This window comes from Paenibacillus sp. MER 99-2 (genome assembly GCF_023714095.1).
Taxonomy (GTDB): Bacteria; Bacillota; Bacilli; order Paenibacillales; family Paenibacillaceae; genus Paenibacillus.
Genome location: NZ_JAMAUZ010000001.1, coordinates 1,925,426 through 1,948,417, shown reverse-complemented (window position 1 = coordinate 1,948,417; position 22,992 = coordinate 1,925,426). Strand labels below are relative to the sequence as shown.

Below are 22,992 nucleotides of genomic sequence, written 5' to 3'. Positions count from 1 at the left end.
ATGCTGTCTTTAACCGACAAAAAACGTTTAATAAATTGTTCGATTACTTTGAAAGCAATGTTTTAATAATTGGCTCTATTTCAAATGGTTCCGTGGTTGTCTCATATCTTCCGTGCACCTTACCGTTACGATCAATCAAAAACTTAGTGAAGTTCCACTTAATCCCGTCACCCTTGTATATATCAGGGTATTTCTCGTTTAGAAAATTCTTCATCCATTCCCCGCTGGCAGTTTCAGTGTCGAAACCAAGAAATGGTGCTTGAGATGTTAAAAACTGAAATATCGGATGGGCGCTCTGCCCCCTGACTTCTATTTTCTCAAATAACGGGAACGTTAACTTAAATCGATTGTCACAGTAAGCCTTCACTTCCGAATGGTTGCCAGGTTCTTTCTCATTAAACTGGTTACAGGGAAATGCTAGAATTTCCAAACCATCATGATGGTACTTTTCGTACAACTCCTGAAGAGTCGTAAATTGACGAGAATAGCTACATTTACTTGCTGTATTAACAACAAGAAGTACTTTCCCTCGGTATTTTGTTAAATCAGCAGATCTACCATCTATGAAGTTGATATTCATATCATAAAAAGACATTGGACCATCCTCCCTAATATTCAACATGTGACATACCCATCATAAGCCCGATAAACCCCATTCGAGAAATATATAAAAACAATTAAATGCATAGGTAAATCCTATATCGAAAATCGTAGGTGCTTGTGCCTGATTAAGGTTGGGGAACGTATGTTCTTTACTTGTTGTAGTTCTGAGAGTTATACTTTAAATGGATAAAACAAGCTAGTCATTAAAATACTACCAGGGAAATGGTAATGAAGATGAATGTTTTTACGGACAAATGTGTGAGAACATGTACAAAGGAGAATCAAAAATGAGAAAACTCGTTCTTTTTCTGCACTCATCACTTGATGGTTATGTAGAAGGCCCGAATGGTGAAATGGACATTGGCTGGGTTTCCTACGATGCTGATCTGGAGAAACATGCGAAAGAAATTCTGAGTACTGCCGACACTGTCATTTGGGGGCGTGGGACTTATCAGATGATGCACAGTTACTGGCCATCTGTGCCCTCGGATCCTTCAGCTTCGGAGCATGAACTTAATCATGCTGAGTGGATCGAAAGGACAGCCAAAATCGTTTTTTCCACGACGCTGGAGAACGTCGAATGGAATAATTCCAGACTTGTAAAAGAAGGAATTGAGGATGAGATCAATAAACTCAAACAGCAGTCAGGCAAGGATATGGTCATCCTCGGCAGCCCTAGACTCGCACATCAACTTATGCAACTTGATTTGATTGACGAATATAAAATTACAGTTTCACCTGTCCTAATTGGTAAAGGCTTACCGTTATTCCAAGGTCTTAAGGAGAAGATCGATCTTAAGCTAATCGAAAACAAGACATTTGATTCTGGAGCTATAGCTCTCGTTTACAGAAGGTAAAATGGCTTTGTTACTTGAGTCTTTCGCTAACGGGGAACGTCAGTCAACTAAAAAACCAAAAGCAGCCTGATTAACTCGATCGGCTGCTTTTACTCAATTATCTCCTTTGAATCATCGGAGTTAGTATGAAATTTTCGGTTCATCTGCAGGCTGCCGTCCACTTACCACAAGCATAATTGCTGCAATAATGATAAGTAAAAAACAAAAAATAAATGAGTATCGGTAACCCACGATGCTGGCTACTCCACCACCAACAAGACTACCAATCAGTCTACCGATTATGGATGAATTGGAATAGAGCGTGGAAGCATATCCTGGCATTCTAGGTAGTAAATCCTGAATGTAGCTAATTCCAATTGCAGAAATGACTGCAACAAAAACTGCGAGCAGAATTTGTGCTGCAAGCATTTGCCACATCGCATTCGAAATAATAATAACGAAATAATAAGCTCCTCCAAAAATAGCTCCTAAAAACACTAAGATTCGGTTACTGTACTTTGCACTAAGTAGACCAAGTACAATCATAAAAGGAATTTCTAGCGCAGCACAAATACTACTTACTAAACCGACATCGTTTGTCGTTCCCCCAAGATTGTTTGTAATAAAGAGAGCAGTGTTCAAGCTGCTCATCCAATGAGCTGTATACATGAGTATCAAAATTAGAAAAGGAAGTAAAATATCTCGGTTTTGAGCAAGCCGGAAACTTTTTATGTTCACTTCAGCATTGCTGCTCTTCATTTCTGTGTTTGATTGGAGAAACAGGGAAACAAGCAGAGCAACAAGTAGGAAAGCGCCGATCGTACCCCAAAAAATCCCCTTAAATCCAATAGCAGCGATTAATAAAGTTCCGATTAAAGGACCTGTAATAAAACCGAGAGAGAAAGCAGATCGTAAGGTTGAATTAGCAAATGCACGCTCAGTAAAATTACTCTTTATCACAGCTTCTCTAGAAATAGCGAACAATTGAGGCATCCCTGGTGCACCGAGAGCTGTAAACACAGTCATATAAATGAACAAAATCGTAAAATCATGAATGAGCAAGTATCCACTATAAGCCAAGACATTAGCGAGAGCAGAGAAAAGATAAATGTTCTTCCGATTCAAGCCGAGGTCAGAACGTCTCCCGATTAGTGTACTAATCCATATTCCTGCAATTAGTGTAACGGCTAGATAAAGACCAAACATTCCAACAGATACTCCAAGCTGTTCCGTGAAATAAATAGATAAAAAGGGGGTGCTGAGCGATATACCCATGCCCTGTAATGCCATACACATAAAGAGTAAGGAATAAGAGGGGATTGAAAATAAGCTAATGAATCGATTGATCATAATGTGAAGTTACTCCTCTTATTTTTATTGTTGTCTAATTTCGAAAGTTATTAAAGGCTCATTCTCATGGCTGAGTAGAATCAATGGTTCACCTTTATTATGTATCAAATGACATTACATATAGTATAACATTCGTGCCAAATGTTTGCCTAAACCTATCACTATTAATGAACTATTTCATCAGCGAATAGGCAGATAAAAGAATTAGGTATTTGTGGAACAAGAGCTTTTGCCAAACATTGAAGCCTTCTAGACCCACACAAATAGAAGGATCTGCTATGATATACTGTAAAAAACATTTCATCTAGGATTAGTTGGGGGGTTGGTAATTGTCAAATATGGACTACAATTCACGCAAGGAAACGTTGTTTGAGACAAAACGATTACGTAACAATACCATAGCGGCGGGTCGTCGTCATACTATTGCTCTTAAATTTGACGGAACGGTAACGGCAGTTGGTGATAATAAATCCGGCCAATGTAGGGTAAGTGATTGGAGCAATATCATCGCAGTTGTTGCTGGTAATGTACATATGGCAACAAATACGGGGAATGCCCATACCGTTGGTCTTAGATCTGACGGAACTGTATCAGCTGTAGGTTGGAATAAGCATGGCCAATGCGATGTAAATGATTGGCGAGATATTGTGACTGTTGCAGCAGGCTGGTGCCGTACTGTTGGGGTTAAGTCAATTGGTAAGGTGGTTGCTGTGGGGCGAAATAATGAAGCGGAATGCAACGTAAGCAGCTGGCATGATATTGTCGCGGTCACTGCAGGTGACTGGCATACAGTCGGTCTAAAATTAGACGGAACCGTAACAGCAGTTGGTAACAACAAGTATCGCCAATGTAATGTAAACGACTGGATCGATATAATGGCTGTTTCGGCTGGGTATCTTCATACTGTTGGTCTTAGATCAGATGGCACGGTATTAGCTGTAGGTAGAAATATTGAAGGTGAGTGCGATGTAAGCAATTGGCGAGATATTGTAGCAGTTGCAGCGGGGAGTTATCATACCGTTGGACTTAAGTCAGACGGTACGATGGTTGCTGTGGGTTCAAATAAACATCACCAATGCGATGTAAGTGGTTGGCACGACATTAAGGCTATTTCGGCAGGGTGTGCCCATACGATCGGACGTAAATCTGATGGTACCATGGTTGCTGTGGGTGATAATGATTATGGCCAATGTGATGTAAGTGGATGGAGCAGCATCCAGTTGTAAATCAAGTAGAAGAGAGTGGAGTAATTAAGTTAGATTTATTCAATTTTCAAGCCTCCAAGTGGTCTGCTCTCTCGTTGCAGTTCCTTTTAAAAAAAAGCAGAAATATGTCGAATAAACGGATTGCTAATTGACTTGTTGTGTGATAATATGATCTAGTAAACGTTTACAAAAAAGCGAATTTCATATTAGCAGTGTTTGGCTGTTACTGGTAAAGCAGGCATGACCAAAATGATTTTGCATTTCCCTATGTGAATAGGGGAAGGCTTATCGTTTTGGTCTTTTTTATACCCAAATTTAGAAATGAGGCAGAGTTATGGATTATCGCAAGTTGGGACATGAGATTACAGAGTTGGTTGGAAAGAAGGATAATATCGCTCGGCTTACGCACTGCGCAACCCGACTTCGGTTCGAACTGCACGATATCTCCAAAGCGGAAACGGAAAAGCTCAAAGCACTTCCAGGCGTCATTACCGTTGTGAACAATGGTGGGCAATATCAGGTGGTCGTAGGTAATGAGGTGCAGCAAGTCTACCGAGCTATTACTCAGCAGATGGGTTCAGCAAGTCGAAGTGAGGGCTCTCAATCTGATTCAAGCAACAGTAAGGCACCAAAACAAAAACAGAGCTGGATTTCCAGATTTATTAGCGTAATTTCTACAACATTTACTCCCGTCATTCCGGCAATCATTGGCGCAGGTATGATCAAAGCGATATTGGCTGTACTTGTACTGACAGGTCTCGTAACGACGGAAAGTCAAAACTATTATATCCTTAACACCATTGCGGACGCAGCGTTCTATTTCATGCCTATCCTGCTGGCTTATGGTGCTTCCATTAAGTTTGAAACAAGTCCAATTCTGGCGATGACGGTTGCAGGCGTGTTACTACACCCAGGTTGGAGCGCTCTGATGAGTGAAGGGAAAGATGTGTTTTTCATCGGTGTTCCAGTGCGATTAACGGATTATGCAGGCTCCGTTCTGCCGATTATTATCGTTGTTTGGCTCATGTCTTATATTGAACGTTTCGCAGAACGCGTATCACCTTCAATGATCAAATTCTTCACGAAACCGATGCTCGTGCTTTTGATTACAGCACCACTTGCATTAGTGGCGATCGGACCTTTCGGAACGTACCTGAATGATCTGGTTGCAATGGGGGCAGAAGCAATTAATGACAGAGCCAGTTGGCTGATTCCATTATTAATGGGAACTTTACAACCGTTCCTGATTGTTACAGGTACTGCATGGGCAATGACGCCGATTGCAACGAGTCAACTAACCAAAAATGGTTATGAAATGATCAACGGTCCGGGCATGCTTGCCTCGAATATTGCTCAGGGTGGTGCTACGCTTGCTGTAGCATTAAAAACAAAAAACAAGAAACTCAAGCAACTTGCTGCTTCATCCGGCTTCACTGCTGTTCTGGGTATAACGGAACCTTCCTTGTATGGCGTAACGCTGAAACTAAAGAAACCCTTGATTGCCGCAATGATTGGTGGGGGAGTAGCCGGGATATACGCTGGTCTGACCGGACTAGTGCGTTATGCCTTCGTTTCTCCGGGTCTTGCCGCACTGCCTGCCTTCATTGGAAGCAATCCGATGAATATCGTTCATGCCATTGTAACTTGTCTAATCGCGTTTGTCGTGACATTTGCTCTAACGTGGGTCATTGGTTTTGACGATCCAGTGGATGATGAAGAAAGAGACAATACTAAAGCTAACCATGACGAGGCACTCTCCCGGCAATCTGTTCAAAATAATCCCCAAGGCATACAGTCTTCGGAAACAACGACTGCAACTGTAACGCCCCATAATAAATTACGTCCACTTACGATTGTAAGCCCGCTGCAAGGTGAATTAGTCCATCTGGATCGGGTTCCGGACGATGTGTTCTCTTTGGGATTACTAGGTAAGGGCGCTGCCATTATACCTGCAAAAGGGGAGCTATATGCGCCGATTACAGGTGAAGTTACAGCTTTCATGGATTCCAAACATGCGATCAAAATAAATGGTTACGATGGAGAAGAGGTACTCATTCATATTGGAGTAGATACCGTCAATTTGAAGGGAAGACATTTTGAATCTTCTATTAAAGTGGGGGATCGGGTACAGAAGGGTGACTTATTGATCAGGTTTGATATTGATGCCATCAAGGCGGAAGGCTACGAAGTTATAACTCCAATCATTGTTGCCAATTCGGATCGTTTCCCTGACATGCAGCTGGAGGAGCAGGGTTCTGTTAAGGTTGGAACGACCATTATCTACCTTTCCAAACAAGCGTAATACATTCTGTCATGGATTTTGCCTCAAATAAAACTAAAGGAGTGTATGTGATGTTATATCAACACATCAAACCATTCCCCAATGAATTTCTCTGGGGAGGCTCTACCTCGGCCTATCAAGTGGAGGGCGCATGGGAGGATGATGGCAAAGGCTTGTCTGTCATTGATATGTGCGATCATCCAGCTGGAACTGCTGATTTCACGGTTGCCAGTGACCACTATCACCGATTCAGAGAAGATGTGAAGCTTTTTGCAGAGCTGGGTCTCAAAGCATATCGATTTTCAATAGCATGGACTCGAATTTTACCTTCAGGCACCGGGGCTATCAATGAGAAGGGCCTCCATTTTTATCACCAATTGATTGATGAATTACTGCTTCATGGTATTGAACCGATTGTGACTATGTACCATTTCGACTTGCCCTATGAGCTAGCGAAAACTGGAGGGTGGAACAACCGGAAGACGATAGAAGCCTTTGTCGAGTACGGGCGTATCTTGTTTGAGCAATACGGGCATAAAGTGAAATATTGGTTGACCATTAATGAGCAAAATACGATGATACTCCATCCAGGTGCCATTGGTACACCAAAAGGTGGACATGTACCCTCTCGTCAGGAACTTTATCAGCAGAATCATCACATGTTTGTGGCTCAAGGCAGAACGATGCGACTATTTCATGATATGTTACCACATGGGAAGATCGGTCCAGCATTGAACATGACTACTATGTATCAGGCAACCTGTAGCCCAGCTGACGCGATTGCTGCACATAATTGGGAGACGATTCGTGGATGGGGCTTTCTAGACCTATCGGTGTGGGGACGGTATAATCCGTTATTTTGGAGTTATTTGCGGGAACGTGGCATTGAGTTGATGATTGAACCAGGTGACATGGAGGATATTCAATCGGGTCGTCCTGATCTGGTAGCAATCAATTATTATTCGACGGCAACCATTGCCGCCAGTACGGGTGATGCATCGGACGTTTCAGCTCGTGCAGGTGATCAGCAAATTATGCTGGGCGAGCAGGGAGTGTACCGAGCTGCGGAGAATCCTTATACAGAAAAAACCAAGTATGGCTGGGTTATTGACCCAGTTGGACTAAGATTAACATTGCGCAAGGTAAGTGAACGATACGGTCTCCCGATTTTAATTACGGAAAATGGAATAGGAGCTCCAGATGTATTGGAAGCAGATTATACGATTAATGACACGTACCGGATTGATTTTATCGAGAAACACCTGGAACAGATCAAGCTGGCTTTAACGGATGGCGTAGATGTAATTGGTTATTGCCCTTGGTCCGTTATTGACGTAGTAAGTACTCATCAGGGATATGGGAAACGTTACGGTATGATCTATGTAAACCGCGGTGAACATGATCTCAAAGACTTGAAACGCTTGAAGAAGAAAAGCTTCTCGTGGTATCAGGAGGTCATTAAGCAAAATGGTAAATGTATTGGAAATTCGGATCAGGCGGTCACGAAAGAATAAAGGATCGTGATAAAGCATGAAAGTAATCAAAATATTGAATAACAGCTTGCTTCTAACCAAAGATGAACAGGGACAAGAAGTGATTGTCATGGGTAAAGGATTGGCATTCAAAGGAAAAGTCGGCGAGCAACTAGACGAAGAGCACATCCAGAAACGATTCATCCTGCAAAATAATCCATCCGCTCAGGCTTATGTACGCACCATTGAAAAGATGCCGGAATCACATGTGAATGTCATTAACAAACTCATTTCCAACGCCAAAGAAAAGCTCTCACTTGATGATCAAATCTTCTTTACACTTATGGATCACTTATCATTTGCTATAGAACGATGGAAAAAAGGGGTATCTTTACAGAATCGTATGTTGTGGGAGATCCAGCGGTTTCACCCTGTCGAATTCGAACTAGGATTGGAAGCCGTCCACATGCTCAATCAAGAACTTGGCATCGAGCTTACGGAAGAGGAAGCGGGAAATATTGCTTTTCATTTTGTTAATGCTCAAACGCATGAACAGAACATGGAGCGCACGATGCAATCCGTTAAAATGTTAAAAGATATTTTCAACCTTATTCAATACAGCTTTGATATGCAAATCAACAAAAACTCCATCCATTATGTGAGACTCGTCACTCATCTACAATTTTTTATCCAGCGTCTACAAGAGGGGCGGATAGGCAATTCGCCGAAAGATTTTATCTTCCAGCATATGGTGAAGGAGCATCCGCTTGAATATAAGTGTGCGGAGATGATCAAAACATATGTGCAAAACATGTTAAATATCTCTATATCAAACGAGGAACTTTTGTATCTGATGATTCATATCGCTCGAATTGTGCAGGAAGAGCAAGGTGACGATCAAAAGGGTTAAAATAATACAGATGAGCCGCTTTTTTAGCGGCTTTTTTGTTTCATAAGAGTGTACATTTCAGTTAATCTAAAGAGGATACTCCTTGATGGGGTTATAAAAAATCATGAAGAATTGATAGGGTGGTAGGATGAGAAGACTTGAGTCAGGTGTGTCGCTAAACAACGAATTATTTGCTGATATTGTAAGCTATGAACACGAAACGATAAGTGGAACGACCATAATAAATTCGAATATTGGTTCACCTATATTTTGGAGCTGTAATCTGCGTCATCTTGTATTTGACACTTGTGATCTTACAAATGCAAGATTTTTTGCTGGCAGTACAATTGATGATTGTACATTTATTCGTTCTGACTTGCGCTCGGTTGGCATTGCCAAAGACGAAGCTATTTTCACTAACTGTGAATTCTCCTCTTGTGATATGAGAGGTATGACATTGGAGAATGCTACGTTTATCGATTGTACTTTTGATAAATGTAAATTCAATGACCGGATTCTACAAGTCGCGAAAATCGTCAATTGTTCCCTTACCGGCAAGCTAGTGGATATTACGTTTGAGGGAAATGGCAAACAAAAGCTAATCGCTAATTTTGAAAATTGCATTTTAGACGGTGTTCGTTTTGTGGGCTGTGACTTGACGCAATGTATTCCACCAAAATCCAAAAACCATCTCTATGTTGAACAATTATCCAGACGTGTGAAAAATGTCTTGACGAAGATAGACGATGATCTTGATCTGTCTGAAGAGGATCGGAAAGTACTGGTACGCAGTTTGCGCAAGCTTGAGCATATGGAACAATATATTTTTAACACGGTGTATCTGAAAAGAATATATGGTGATGTTTTTGTTGAGCGATTTTTTAGTCGTCTAGATGTAACAATGCGTAACTCTTAACAATTGAAATAATAGGATAATGCGGGAACAACGCATGTGTAAAAGGAATTCGTATATGATCAATACCTCTCAACAGGGATAAAAAGGCACCCGCCTTAAGGCAGGTACCATCTGGTCTCTATAGAGATTTACATTATCTGCCGAGAATTTCGTTCTGCATGTTTTCCTGTTCCTCCAGCAGTCGTTTTAGCTTTTGGCGCTGCCGTTTTTCCTTCTGACGGCGCTCTCTGTCCTCAGCCTGCAAAGCCTTGAGTAGGGAGACACACATACCGATAAGGACAACGGCGAACGGTAACGCAGCTACAATGGAAGCGGTCTGGAGACCACTCAGTCCCCCGCTGAACAGCAGAACTACCGCGATGGCGGATTGCATGATTCCCCATGTTAATTTGATGCGTGTACTCGGGTTCAGGTTGCCATCTGAAGTCAGCATGCCTAGCACAAAAGTGGCCGAATCTGCTGACGTAATAAAGAAGATCATGATTAGAAGTGTAGCGATGGATGCTAAGATCGTGCCCAAAGGCAGCTGCTCGAGCATCAGGAATAAAGCGGTTGTTGTATCTTCCTTAACGGCCTCCGCCAGATGAGCGGCATTGAACAATTCCATATGGAGTCCTGTTCCACCGAAGACGGAGAACCAGATGAATCCAAAAAGGCTTGGAATAAGCATGACGTAAATTACAAATTCCTTTATGGTTCTTCCTCTGGATACCCTGGCGATAAAGGTGCCGACAAAAGGAGCCCATGAGATCCACCATGCCCAGTAAAATAACGTCCATGCTCCAATCCAGGTATCTCTTGAGAACGGTGACAGTCTCAAACTCATGTTAATAATATTCTGCATGTAACTGCCTAAGGTTGTCGTGAATGTGTCAAATATAAAAGAAGTCGGTCCAGTGACCAATACAAACAACATCAATAACAAAGCTATAACGAGGTTGGTGTTGCTCAACATCTTAATACCTCTATCCAGACCAGAGGTTGCTGAGATTAGGAACAGTATAGTTACAACGACGATAATGACAACTTGGGTGATCGTCGAGTTAGGAATACCGAATAAGTAATTCAACCCCCCACCGATCTGAAGTGCACCCAATCCTAGCGAGGTCGCAACACCGAAGATGGTAGAAATGACCGCCAGAATATCAATGACCTTGCCAAGCCAACCTGCAGCAAGACGCTCACCGATCAAAGGAATAAAGGTGGAACTGATTAGCCCTTTGTAACCTTTCCGGAACTGGAAATAAGCAAGTGCCAGGCCGATGACGGTATAGATAGCCCATGGATGTAGCCCCCAGTGGAAAAAGGAATAACGCATGGAAAGCCTTGCTGCCTGCGTTGTTGCAGGTTCTGCTCCTTCTGGTGCAGATAAATAATGGGACAGCGGTTCTGCAACTCCCCAGAAAACCAGCCCAATACCCATACCGGCGCTAAACAGCATGGACAACCAGGAAACGGTAGAATATTCCGGTTCATCATCGTCGTCCCCCAGCCTGATACTGCCAAAACGGCTGAATGCCAAATAGAAAGCAAAGATTAGGAAGAACAGTGTCGCTAGCAAGTAAAACCAGCCGAAATTCTGAATAGAAAAGTTGTAGACAACGTTAGCTACCTCAGCCAGCTGGTCAGGAGCGACGGCTCCCCATATTGCAAACAGTGCAACGATGATAATAGTGATTGTAAATACCATGAAGAGACCTCCGTTATGTAAGTAAGCTATAGCTAACTGTTTCTTAGTATGTGCTAGTCCAGCTTGCAATATTTCAGAAAGCCAGCTGTTGATAAAATAAAACAAACCGCAGTGAAATGAAACACTTTGGTTTGTTTTGATCTTGCCAGAATAATATATTGCATATATCACTTTACGTTATATCCGCATATAACTGCTTGCTGTAAGCAACGATTTTCAACGCCATAAAACCAATCTCTATCCACTTTCCCGTTTTCTATGCTTTAATAAATTGAGTAGGAATAACAAGCAATGTTGAAAGTGGGATTCTATGAAACGACTAACAATTGGCCTGTTCGCCCATGTGGATGCAGGTAAAACAACTTTTGCGGAACAACTGTTGTACCACACAAATAGTATCCGGTCACGAGGACGGGTGGATCATCAGGATACGTTTCTAGACAGCCACGACATCGAGCGAGCAAGGGGCATTACCGTATTCGCAGATCAGGCTGTACTAGAGTATAAAGGTGACAGCTACTATCTAATAGACACACCTGGACACGTCGATTTCTCCCCGGAGATGGAGCGGGCGATTCAAGTCATAGATTGTGCCATTCTGATTGTAAGTGCAGTTGAAGGTGTTCAGGGTCATACGGAGACCGTTTGGCAGCTGCTGCGTAAGCATAGGGTTCCGACGTTTTTCTTCATCAACAAGACGGATCGGGTCGGCGCGGATGCAGGTAGAACAGAGGCGGATATCCGTCAGCAGTTGACAGGGGACGTATGCTGCATTACACAGGAATTCACAGATGGTGTAGTCAGTGAGCCGCTGCGTGAGGTCATGGCGGAGCGGGACGAATTCTTGCTAGAAGCATTCCTGGAGGGGAGAGAGGATACTGGCTTCTGGCTGAAGGCGTTGCAGAGGAAGATAGCAGAGGGACTTCTCTTCCCCTGTGCGTATGGCTCTGCACTTCAGGATACAGGCATCGTTGAATTTCTAGATCAGCTGCATCTGCTGACGACAACCACTTATGACGAGGATGCTTTGTTTCAGGGACGAGTTTATAAAATTCGGCATGATGCAGGGGGGGGCGAGACTCACGTTCATTAAGGCACTTGGTGGTCGGTTGAAGGTGAGAGAACAGCTTAGTTATGAGAGCGATGGGGTGCAATATGACGAGAAAATTACGCGGATTTTCTTGTATAACGGCCTCAAATCGCAGTCGGTGGAACAAGTAGAAGCAGGCGATTTGTTTGCAGTTGCCGGATTATCCGCTACCGAGACTGGGCAAGGTCTGGGAACCATATCAGATAAGTTATCTTACGATTCGGAGCCCACGTTACAGTCGAAGGTGATATTCGACGATTCAACACATGTACAGAAGGTGCTCGGTGCATTTCGCACGCTGGAGGCGGAAGAGCCATCTCTAAACGTCGTGTGGGATGAGAGATTGCAGGAGATTTCGATCCGCGTCATGGGATTGATTCAACTGGAAGTGCTGGAGCAGATTGTTAGAGAGAGGTTTGGCTTCCCTATTTCTTTTGGTCAACCGGAAATCTTGTATAAGGAGACAATTAGTACCCCTGTGAAAGGGTATGGCCATTTCGAACCGCTCAGACATTATGCAGAAGTGCATTTGCTGATTGAACCGGGAGAACGAGGTAAGGGCATCACGTTCGATAGCAGATGTCACGTCGATGATCTGAATGTCAGCTATCAGAATCTGATTCGGAACCACCTCTACGAACGGGAGCATCACGGGTTGCTGACCGGCATGGCAGTCACTGACGTGAACATCACACTGCTGAGGGGTCGCGCGCATAAAGAGCATACCCATGGCGGCGATTTTCGAGAGGCTACTTTTCGAGCATTACGGCAAGGTTTGGAGAAGGCAGATATCGTATTGCTAGAGCCTTATTACGATTTCAAAATCAAGGTTACTATCGAAGAAATGGGCAGGGTGCTGTCCGATATTCAGCGTGCCTCAGGTATTTTTGATCCCCCAGAGACAGCTGGAACGCATGTAGTAGTTACGGGCAAGGCGCCCGTGTCGACTTTCATGAACTACACTGCCGAACTGGCATCCTTTACACATGGAAGAGGCAGCATCCGCTGCGTGTTCAGTGGATACGATCTCTGCCATAATACAGAGGAAGTCATAGAGCGGATGGGCTATCGCAAAGAGGCAGACTCGCTGTATACATCTTCATCCATCTTTTGCGCCAAGGGAGCAGGTTACTCGGTGCCATGGGATGAGGCGGAAGTCAAGATGCACCTTGAGTTAGAACCTTGATCTCTCACAAAAGACTTGTTCTATAGGAATAGCAACTACGTTACTATTAGAGGTGGATGTATTCTGTAAGGGAAGGAACATGGATTGCATCTTACTATTTGCAGACAATATTTATATTTAAAGAGCCGCAATATATGCGGCTCTTATGTTTATGGATATCAATGTCCACCTGTATTGGTAGCCCAAACAGGACCTTTTCCAGTGGAATAGAATACTACATTCCCATCGTCTTGAACAACCAATGTATCGCCATTCAGGCCTGGTGGCACATTACCTTGATAGTGGGCATTAGTCCATTCTTGAATTTTTGAAAACCAAAACCAATGAGAATCGTTGTAATCTGTTAATCGAAGCAAGTTATTTTCAACTTTTAACACCTGCGGATATCTTGTGATTGTATGGCCTGTATGATCCCGCCATTGATATTTTGCACCACTTGTTTTTGTAGACCAGAGAGATTTGCCTTGTTTGTAAAGAACTAGATTCCCATCTGTCTGCATAATCAGTGTAAATCTTCCGTCATTCGATGTAAGTGATTGACCTTGTGTTAGTGATTCACCTGCTGTAAGAGAATTTTTCGCAGAAGCTGCCGAGACGAGGGAGATTTGAAGCATAAATAGTGCCAGCAAGATGAGTACCGATTTTTTTGCGATTTTTTTCATAGTCGACTGCTCCTTTAGGGATTTATTTTTATTTCTAGTAAAATATAGCACGAAAATAATAGAAATCAACTCTTTTTTTGATATTATTTGTAAAATATTCAACAAGCACAATACTAACATAAAAAAGAACCATAAGTGTTCATCATCTATCGATGAATGCTTTCGGTTCTTTTATGTTTATCTGTACTTTTATGACATGGTAGCATCTTTAATAAAAATATCTAATGAACGACGGTATCGAATTTCGCTTCTCTTTGTTAACGTCTTCGGAAGGCTCCGCCGCGTGCTAGAGCGAAGAAGATGAGTAGGGCAATGATCGAGCCCACGATGGCTGGAATAATATGAAATCCACCAATCACCGGCCCTCTTGATCCCAACAATTCCGTTCCTAGCCAGGAACCGACAAAACCCGCAATAATGTTCCCCAGAACACCGCCCGGTACGTCCCGTCCAATCAAGTTGCCGCTTAACCAGCCAATTAATCCACCAACAATGAGTACCCAGAGCAGATCCATGGTTTGTTCTCCTTTCTTCGGGTTTATTACAAGTTATGTTGTGCTCAGTGATATATACCTCATCATCCAGTTGGTGGAGGAATCTAAAGTGCCTGTGCTAAGATGAGGATAAGGATGATTCAAGCTGGGAACGAGGTTAGAAGGGGTGTACAAGACATTGAAGAAAATACTTGTCATTGACGATGAGATTGCAATTCGAGATTTAATTGAGCTCGTGCTGAGGAGAGAAAACTACGATGTGCAAACTGCGGAAGATGGCAAAACCGGATTGCAATTGCTTGATTCTTTTCAACCCGACCTGGTGGTACTTGATCTGATGCTGCCTGACTGCTCCGGATATGACCTGTGCAAGGACATCACCGGGAAACGTGCCGTTCCAGTGATCATGGTCTCTGCCAAAAATGAGGTCATCGACAAAGTGTTAGGACTAGAGCTAGGGGCTGAAGATTACATGACGAAGCCCTTTGACAACCGCGAATTGCTCGCTCGGATCAAGGTGATTCTGAGAAGGAACGAGATCAAGGAGGAATCAAGTGAAGGAACAGAAGTGAAATCTACACGCATCATTCATGAAGAGCTGACATTTGATCTGGAAAGCCGTAGGGTACTGAAAAACGGTGTACCCGTGTCTCTTACGGCCAAAGAGTTTAAAATTCTGGAAACGTTACTCAAAAGGCCAGACAAAATATTCACCCGGGATGAGCTGCTACAGATCGGATGGGGATACGACTTTATGGGGGACAGCCGCAGTGTGGATATGACCATCATGCGATTACGGAAGAAGCTGGAGGATAACGCCGACGAACCGAAGTATGTCAGGACGATCTATGGATTTGGCTATCAGCTTGGAGGTGGCGAGGCCTGAAGTACGCAACCCGGTTATTACTGAATTATTTATTTTTCTCCGTATTGTCCTTCGGCATCATCATATTTGCGGTGAATAAAGCCATCGATTATTACAGCTTCATCACCATAGAAAAACAGATGATGGAGAAGGCAGATCTGTCCGAACTGTCCTTTCGTGAGGTGCTGGCACAGCATCGATCATCGTCAGGTGAGCCGCAGACCAAGGAAATCGTCAGACTTGCTCTGGAGAAGCTGAAAGCTTCAGGCAAGGAAGTACGTATCTATGACAGCTCCAAGCAATTGCTGGGCTTGGCTGTGGATGGCATCATCATTAATGATGGCAAACCTCTGATTTTTGAAAAGAATATTGAGAAAGCCCTGAACGGCAGCTATGCATACACCGTAACGGATGATCATCTGCTTTATTTTGCGACGCCCATCCAAAATCAATTTTACGAAAATGCTTATGTGTATGAGTTCGTAGAGGACATTTCCTACTTTTATGCAATTATGGATCAAATCCGTTATATCCTGTTTGCGGGTGCAGGTGGATTTATTGTACTGATTACGTTATCGAGTCTATGGATTGCCCGCAACACAACCAAACCGATTAAGCTGTTGCTTGGCGCTGTGCAAAGTTACTCTAGACAGGAGTTTCGGAGAGTTCATCTGAACCGGAAGGATGAGCTGGGCATGCTGGCAGATGGGCTGGATTCCATGGGGCGGCAGCTTCATGATTACATTCAGTACCAGAAACAATTTGTCTCCAACGTATCTCACGAGTTAAAAACACCCTTGGCAGCCATTCGTGGTTTCTCTCAATACTTGGTTGAAGGGGAGAACGAGAACAAGGAGCTGCAAAAAATCTATGCTCATCTGCTGCAGGAATCGGATCGGCTGACCCGCTTGATTAATGAACTGTTGTTGCTATCCCGATTTGACAAGGCTGGCTCTGACGAACTGGAAGTGGAGAAGACGGAAATGAACGAACTGATTCAGCAAGTCGCATTGAATATGGAAGCCAAGGCAAAAGATAAAGAGATCAAGATCATGGTTAATAAAGCGGAGGGAGAACCTACCGATGAAGGTATGACAGGAGTCTACACCAACGTCAATCCAATGCTGATGTCCCATGCGATCGCTAACCTACTGGACAATGCCATTAAATATTCAGGCAGTCATTCGCAGATTGAGGTGGAGATGGAACATACGACAAGCGAGGTGGTCATACGGATACGTGATCAGGGTATTGGTATCGCTGGTGATGAGCTGGAACGAGTGCAGGAACGATTTTACCGGGCGAGAAATGCAAGCACAGCGAACGGTTCAGGTCTTGGACTTTCGATTTGCAAAGAGATTGTAGAGCGGTTTGATGGATATATCGACATGGAAAGTGAGTTAGGAAAAGGAACTACTATCACGATTGTGTTGCCTTGCGCGTAGAATCAGCACGTCATTCAGGAGTGTTACAAGACTGATACAATTCTGTTATGAGACTAACAAATGCTTTTTTTATAATCACTTCATAAGAAGAAATCACACATTTATGGAGGGATCATGATGAAACTGATAAACAAAGCTACAACTGGTATCTTGCTGAGTATGTTATTAACGATGGCACTGACGGGTTGTCAGTCCAATGGCGCCAAGTCGCCAGAAGCAATCCAGAACCCTGGTGAAAATAGCACGTCCAATGAACAGGCCAAAGGCGAAGAAACATCTAATTCTAGTACGCCTGGTTCGGAGAATTCGGAAGAACAGGGTTCTGAAGCGATTAAGGAAGGGTCGATCGAGAAGGAAGGCAATGTGGTGCTGAAGGAGCTTGCTTTTGTCTATAATGAGCACACCATTGCAATTTCGGATACAGCGAATGAAGATCAGATGGAACAAATGCTGGGCAAACCGGATAACCTGAAATCACATACGTACAGTGCCGACGATGGAACCAATATGGATACGTTAATCGGTTTTACAGAAAAGGTGTATACGTATCCTGGTCTGGAGATTAAAACGATCAGTATACCAGAGGGAAAACAAGACTCTATCTTCCATATCGAAATTACAGATCCTAAGTATGCGACAGTGCGCAACATTAAAGCTGGAGATAGTCTGGATACACTCAAAAACGCCTACCCTGAGGGGAAACTGCTTGGTGATGGAGCCCCCGATGAGGAAGATGACTTCCGCTATGAGCCATCCAATTATGTAGATGTGATGTCATTTCATATCAAGGATGCCAAGGTGGAGAGCATTCAGATCTACAGCCTGCTGGACTAAAATGTAGTGATCGATGTTGGTAAGCCGTGTATATGATTCACCACAAAGTCGCTATTATAGCGGCTTTTTTCTTACTATATTGCTATTTGGAAGGATTTTGTACTATGCATACGGAGAATGCTTCACTATAATAGAAGGTTGAGAAAAGTATTTTAGTCATAACCTCCATGGCTGTGGAGGTTATTTGTGTTATGCAGAGAAAGTATAACATGAAAGAAAACCCTCCACTCTGAAATTCTTAATAAACATGATCTGGATCTTAATAGTAAATAAACTATGCGAGGAGCATCAATCGAGTTTATAATACATGTATGATTTTCGAAAACGGTTTCTGCGACTTGAGAGCGTTTACTTTAACGATTCTATGAATAAAAAAGGAGACATTATCATGATAGCTGCACTAAACTTGGAAGGTATCTGGAAACTCCAACTCGATGAACATAAGGTAGAACGTGGTCTGAATTTTTCAGATGTCATAACATTGCCGAATACTACATCTCATGCGGGCAAGGGCAAGAAAAACGAAAATGTATTAATTGGTGCGCTGACTGATGAGTATTTATTTGAGGGATATGCCTGGTTTTCACGAGAGATTGAAATTCCTGAACACTTGGCTGACAAACGTTGCTTCTTGCACCTCGAACGAACGAGAGTAACGACAGTCTGGATTGATGGGGAAGAATTGGGGACACAAAATAGTCTGAACACACCTCACCGTTACGAGATTGAGGCAGGGCTAACCGCGGGAACACATACAATTACGATTCGAGTAGACAATACCGATTATCCAACCAAAGGAGGTCACCTTACTTCTGAGGACACACAGACGAATTGGAACGGGATTACAGGGAAGCTGGAACTACAATTTTTCGAGTGTGTTTTTCTGGATAATGTTCAAGTCTACCCTATTCTGGCAACTCGATCTTTCGAGATCAAGGCATCACTTGTCGGTGAACTGCAAGGTGTGCAAATCGTGGTATCAGCTGTTGCGGTCAGTGCAGATCCGGTGTATAGGACGGAGGAACAGATCTTCACCCCGGATGTGCAGGAGATCCAGCTGATGTACAAAATTGGGGAAGACACAATGTTATGGAGTGATGATGAACCTAATTTGTACCAACTTCATATCGAACTGAAAGATCAGAACGGCGAAGTTTTGGATTCCACCGTAATATGGACGGGACTGCGGGAATTCCGGGCGGCTGGAGACAAATTCACCATTAATGGCCGCAAAACGTTTCTGCGAGGTAAGCATGACGGGCTGATCTTTCCGCTCACCGGATACGCGCCAACAGATGTGGATGAATGGATTCGCATTCTCGCTATATCCAAGTCCTATGGCATCAATCACTACCGTTTCCATACCTGTTGTCCGCCAGAGGCTGCTTTTATTGCAGCGGATCTGTTGGGTATCTACATGGAGCCTGAGCTCCCGTTCTGGGGAACGATTACGGATGAATCTTCAGATGGGCACAATCAAGCAGAGCAGGATTACTTGATTAGCGAGGGATTTGCGATGCTGAAGACTTTTGGTAACCATCCTTCGTTTGTCATGATGTCCATGGGGAATGAACTATGGGGAAGCAAGGACAAATTAAATGCAATACTTAAGGAATACAAAGCATATGATCATCGTCATCTATACACCGAGGGTTCCAATAACTTTCAGTTTGTACCGGACATTCTAGAGGAAAGTGAATTTTTCTGCGGGGTACGTTTCTCCAAAGAGCGCCTGTTCAGAGGATCGTATGCGATGTGTGATGCTCCGCTAGGTCATGTGCAGACCGATTTGCCCAACACGTTGAAAGATTATGATTCAAACATTGTACCTGCGCAAGGAAGCGATGCTGACCCCTCTTCGCAAACGGGGGAAAAAGAGATTCAGATTCAATATGGGACAGGCTCCAAAACGGTACAGGCGGAAGCTGGAAGCGACCAACTTGTCTCACGTGTACCGGTCATCTCGCATGAAATTGGACAGTACGCCACATTTCCTAATTTCGAGGAGATTAACAAGTACACGGGTTCTCTCAAAGCGAAGAACTTCGAAGTGTTTCGAGAGCGTCTGGAAGCCAAAGGACTGGGACATCTGGCGCCAGCCTATTTCAGAGCCTCGGGTAAACTCGCGGTTCAATGTTACAACGAGGAACTGGAAGCCGCTTTTCGTTCGCAGCAACTAGCCGGGTTCCAACTGCTGGATCTCCAGGATTTCAGTGGTCAGGGAACAGCGTTGGTAGGTGTGCTGGACGCATTCATGGATTCCAAGGGCATGATCACACCAGAGGAGTGGAGAACGTTCTGTTCCGATGCTGTGCTGCTGGCGAGATTCCCCAAATATAATTATCAAGCCGGTGAATTGTTCGAAGCACGTATTGAACTTAGTTACTTCCGGAGACAAGCATTGGATGGACTTCAATTGAAATGGCTACTGCAAAGCGAGCAGTTCGAAGGCAGCATCCTTGTAGAAGGTGAAGTGAATCTGCCAGCATTCCATGGTGAAAATCATGTGAGTATCGCAGAACTCCGTATTCCAATCCCTGAAGTCTCCAAAATGACCAAAGTAGAGATGAAATTGTCTATTCCGGGCACGGATATCCGTAAGTCTTACGACCTGTGGATATACCCGAGTCAACAGGAGGTGGATCTGAGCAATTTGAATCTATTCACCCAACTCTCGGACGAGGCGCTGGCGCTGCTAGAGCAAGGAGAGGATATTCTACTTTTCCCGAATCCTAAACAGATTCAACATGCGATCCAAGGTTTCTACAGCACGGATTTCTGGTCTTATCCTATGTTCCGATCGATATCCGAAAATATGAAACGAGAAGTTCCCGTGGGCACAATGGGCTTGTTGATTCAACAGAATCATCCGGCCTTCGAACATTTTGTCACAGAGGAGTATTCGACTTATCCATGGTGGAGCATCGTTACCGAGTCTTCATCCATCATTCTGGATGATCTGAATAAAGACCTGCAACCCATCGTGCAGACCATTGATAATTTTGAACGTAATCATAAGCTCGGATTATTGATGGAGTTCCAGGTGAGGAATGGTAGAGTGCTGATGGGAGCGCTGAACCTGGAGAACCTGATGGCAACGCTGGAGGGAAGACAGTTGTTATACAGCTTCCAGTGCTATGTACAGAGTCCAGCTTACCACCCAACTGCCCGTCTGGAAGTCGAGGAGCTTCGCCAGTTGCTTAACTAAGAGGTATAGTGAAAAAAGGCAGTGAGTTTTTATTCTTAGAAAGTTTTTCTCACAAATACGTGTTTATAAGACCCTTCCGTTGGTGGAAGGGTCTTTCATATTGCATCCATTTTCGATTAGATGAGCATTCTCTTAGAAAAAAACCTTTTTTACACATACCCACCGTTCACACGAAGCGTTTGTCCAGTCACCCAACCAGATTCGTTGCTTACCAGAAAAGAAATGACATTTGCAATGTCCTCAGGCTCTCCTATACGTCCAAATGCATTCATTCTGGCAAGTGCAGCAATTTGCTCTTCTGTTTTATCTGAGGCGAACAACTCTGTATTAACTGGCCCGGGTGCGATTGTATTAATTGTAATGTTCCTTGAACCGAACTCTTTTGCGAGCTGTCTTGTAATTTGTTCTACAGCGCCTTTAGTAGCAGCGTAAGTACTGTATGTTGGTAGCATTGCTCCAACAACCGAAGTGGAGAAATTAACAATACGGCCACCGTTAGCCATATGCAACATCGCTTGCTGACAAGCAAAGTATGTACCTTTTACATTGATGTTGAATATACGGTCAAAATCGTCTTCAGTGACGTCATTCAAAAGTTTGTATAAAATCACTCCGGCGTTGTTTATCAAAATATCGATTTTGCCGAATTGAGCAATGCTCTCAGTAAACAATCGTTCTATGTCAGCGACCTTGCTCACATCAGCTTGTATGGCAACGGCTTCGCCCCCTGCTTCAATAATATACTTTACGACTTCTGTCGCTTGCGAGACACTCTTAGAATAGTTAACTACAACTTTAGCTCCGAGATCTGCCAATTGCTTAGCTATTGCGCTCCCTATGCCTTTGGAAGATCCTGTTACAATCGCTACTTTTCCATTCAAATTACTCATTAGTATTAAACATCCTTTCTTCTTGTAGTTTAAACCGATTATAGATTGAATGAGTGGGATACAAGTAGTCCATTCGTCCGCTGTTCTTGCCTAATCCTGCACACCATATTATTATGGGCTGAAAGGAGGGGAGAAGACGATGCCAGACGATCGTAAATTTCAACCGCCTACATCGTTAGGCAAGCAATGCTTTTTAGAGATCGTTCAGCGGCTGGCAATTCAGGAGGGGCTACAACAAACAAAAATACCATCACTTAGCTTCCTGCGAGCCTCGACCACTTCAGAGCCTTTGCCGGCACAGTATGAACCTTCCATATATGTTATCGCTCAGGGGACTAAAATCGTTACTCTAGGTGATAAAAATTATATTTATAATTCCGATAACTACCTGACAGCTTCAGTGCGATTACCCATAACTGGTCAGATCATTGAAGCGAGTCCAGATAAACCTTATTTATGCGTTAAATTACGCTTCTCTGCGGATCAGATTGCAGAAATTGTGCGGGATACACCTCAGTTACCAGTTGCAAGTAGTAGGCTAAATTCCGGCCTTTCTGTCTGTAAGACAAGTGCAGAATTGTTAAGTGCGATGACGAGATTAGTGTCGCTACTGGAAACTCCGCAGGACATTCCGTTTCTTGCACCACTAATCATCAGGGAAATACTTTACCGCATCCTTCATGACGAAAATAGTCAATTAATTCTGCAACTAGCTCTTGGAAGCGAGAGAGCAGTTTCAATCTCCAAAGCAATAACAATAATTAATCAAGACTATGCCGAACCACTCAAGATAAACGAATTAGCCAAATCGATTAATCTGAGTCCATCGGCGTTGCATCACCAATTTAAACGGGTGACTGCGATGAGTCCATTGCAATATCAGAAAAAAATTCGATTGCAAGAGGCTCGTCGATTATTGTTTGCTGAATCATTGGAGGCAGCTGAGGTAGGATATCAGGTTGGTTATGAAAGTCCATCCCAATTTAGTAGAGAATATGCCAAAATGTTCGGTTTACCTCCAATTAGGGATGTTAAACGTCTCAGAGAGAGCGTTGGTACTATGTAGGCGATACTAT

General features: G+C 43.4%; 17 protein-coding genes and 1 pseudogene. 12 read left to right on the top strand and 6 right to left on the bottom strand.

Annotation, left to right across the window (positions count from 1 at the left end; all coding sequences use genetic code 11):
• Positions 1–43: 43 nt before the first annotated feature.
• Positions 44–595 (bottom strand): glutathione peroxidase, encoded by a 552-nt coding sequence (locus M3636_RS08775; RefSeq protein WP_251382158.1) that lies wholly within the window; start codon positions 593–595, stop codon positions 44–46.
• A gap of 295 nt (positions 596–890) precedes the next feature.
• Here M3636_RS08775 and M3636_RS08770 point away from each other — a divergent pair, with 295 nt between their 5' ends.
• Complete coding sequence (locus M3636_RS08770) at positions 891–1,460, top strand: dihydrofolate reductase family protein (protein WP_251382157.1); 570 nt, start codon at positions 891–893, stop codon at positions 1,458–1,460.
• A 120-nt stretch (positions 1,461–1,580) separates the two neighbouring features.
• Here the strand turns inward: M3636_RS08770 and M3636_RS08765 are convergent, their stop codons facing one another.
• A complete protein-coding gene (locus M3636_RS08765; protein WP_251382156.1) occupies positions 1,581–2,789 on the bottom strand; it encodes a sugar efflux transporter in 1,209 nt (402 codons plus the stop codon).
• Between the two features lie 338 nt (positions 2,790–3,127).
• Here M3636_RS08765 and M3636_RS08760 point away from each other — a divergent pair, with 338 nt between their 5' ends.
• The 5 genes from M3636_RS08760 to M3636_RS08740 all read left to right on the top strand — a co-directional run bounded on the left by M3636_RS08760 (position 3,128) and on the right by M3636_RS08740 (position 9,552).
• Positions 3,128–4,015, top strand: coding sequence for an RCC1 domain-containing protein (locus tag M3636_RS08760; RefSeq protein WP_251382508.1), 888 nt, complete (start codon positions 3,128–3,130; stop codon positions 4,013–4,015).
• A gap of 313 nt (positions 4,016–4,328) precedes the next feature.
• The gene (locus M3636_RS08755; protein WP_251382154.1) at positions 4,329–6,296 is read left to right on the top strand and encodes a beta-glucoside-specific PTS transporter subunit IIABC; all 1,968 of its coding nucleotides are present in this window, start codon (positions 4,329–4,331) and stop codon (positions 6,294–6,296) included.
• Positions 6,297–6,346: 50 nt separating this feature from the next.
• Entirely contained in the window at positions 6,347–7,789 is a 1,443-nt protein-coding gene (locus M3636_RS08750; RefSeq protein WP_251382153.1) for a glycoside hydrolase family 1 protein, read from the top strand.
• A gap of 16 nt (positions 7,790–7,805) precedes the next feature.
• Positions 7,806–8,657: a BglG family transcription antiterminator LicT gene (gene licT / locus M3636_RS08745; RefSeq protein ID WP_251382152.1), complete on the top strand. Its 852-nt coding sequence runs from the start codon at positions 7,806–7,808 to the stop codon at positions 8,655–8,657.
• 127 nt (positions 8,658–8,784) lie between these two features.
• Positions 8,785–9,552, top strand: a complete 768-nt coding sequence (locus tag M3636_RS08740; protein WP_251382151.1) for a pentapeptide repeat-containing protein — start codon at positions 8,785–8,787, stop codon at positions 9,550–9,552.
• A 133-nt stretch (positions 9,553–9,685) separates the two neighbouring features.
• Here M3636_RS08740 and M3636_RS08735 read toward each other — a convergent pair whose 3' ends face one another.
• Positions 9,686–11,242, bottom strand: a complete 1,557-nt coding sequence (locus M3636_RS08735; RefSeq protein ID WP_251382150.1) for a glycine betaine uptake BCCT transporter — start codon at positions 11,240–11,242, stop codon at positions 9,686–9,688.
• 310 nt (positions 11,243–11,552) lie between these two features.
• Here M3636_RS08735 and M3636_RS08730 point away from each other — a divergent pair.
• A pseudogene (locus M3636_RS08730) lies at positions 11,553–13,518 on the top strand (GTP-binding protein).
• 158 nt (positions 13,519–13,676) lie between these two features.
• Here M3636_RS08730 and M3636_RS08725 read toward each other — a convergent pair.
• On the bottom strand, positions 13,677–14,180 hold the full coding sequence (locus M3636_RS08725) for a hypothetical protein (protein WP_128102286.1): 504 nt from the start codon (positions 14,178–14,180) through the stop codon (positions 13,677–13,679).
• Positions 14,181–14,437: 257 nt separating this feature from the next.
• On the bottom strand, positions 14,438–14,695 hold the full coding sequence (locus tag M3636_RS08720; RefSeq protein WP_251382149.1) for a GlsB/YeaQ/YmgE family stress response membrane protein: 258 nt from the start codon (positions 14,693–14,695) through the stop codon (positions 14,438–14,440).
• Between the two features lie 157 nt (positions 14,696–14,852).
• On the opposite strand from M3636_RS08720, the gene M3636_RS08715 reads away from it, so the two are divergent.
• The 4 genes from M3636_RS08715 (at position 14,853) to M3636_RS08700 (ending at position 21,026) form a co-directional block, all read left to right on the top strand.
• On the top strand, positions 14,853–15,560 hold the full coding sequence (locus tag M3636_RS08715; protein ID WP_251382148.1) for a response regulator transcription factor: 708 nt from the start codon (positions 14,853–14,855) through the stop codon (positions 15,558–15,560).
• A gap of 71 nt (positions 15,561–15,631) precedes the next feature.
• The gene (locus tag M3636_RS08710) at positions 15,632–16,984 is read left to right on the top strand and encodes a sensor histidine kinase (RefSeq protein ID WP_251382147.1); all 1,353 of its coding nucleotides are present in this window, start codon (positions 15,632–15,634) and stop codon (positions 16,982–16,984) included.
• 114 nt (positions 16,985–17,098) lie between these two features.
• On the top strand, positions 17,099–17,818 hold the full coding sequence (locus M3636_RS08705; RefSeq protein WP_251382145.1) for a hypothetical protein: 720 nt from the start codon (positions 17,099–17,101) through the stop codon (positions 17,816–17,818).
• Between the two features lie 388 nt (positions 17,819–18,206).
• The gene (locus M3636_RS08700) at positions 18,207–21,026 is read left to right on the top strand and encodes a glycoside hydrolase family 2 TIM barrel-domain containing protein (protein WP_251382143.1); all 2,820 of its coding nucleotides are present in this window, start codon (positions 18,207–18,209) and stop codon (positions 21,024–21,026) included.
• 149 nt (positions 21,027–21,175) lie between these two features.
• On the opposite strand, the gene M3636_RS08695 is transcribed toward M3636_RS08700, so the two are convergent.
• Positions 21,176–21,916 carry an SDR family oxidoreductase gene (locus M3636_RS08695; protein WP_251382141.1) on the bottom strand — a complete coding sequence of 247 codons (741 nt, stop codon included), beginning with the start codon at positions 21,914–21,916 and terminating at the stop codon, positions 21,176–21,178.
• A 139-nt stretch (positions 21,917–22,055) separates the two neighbouring features.
• Here M3636_RS08695 and M3636_RS08690 point away from each other — a divergent pair, with 139 nt between their 5' ends.
• Positions 22,056–22,982 carry an AraC family transcriptional regulator gene (locus M3636_RS08690; protein ID WP_251382139.1) on the top strand — a complete coding sequence of 309 codons (927 nt, stop codon included), beginning with the start codon at positions 22,056–22,058 and terminating at the stop codon, positions 22,980–22,982.
• Positions 22,983–22,992: the final 10 nt, after the last annotated feature.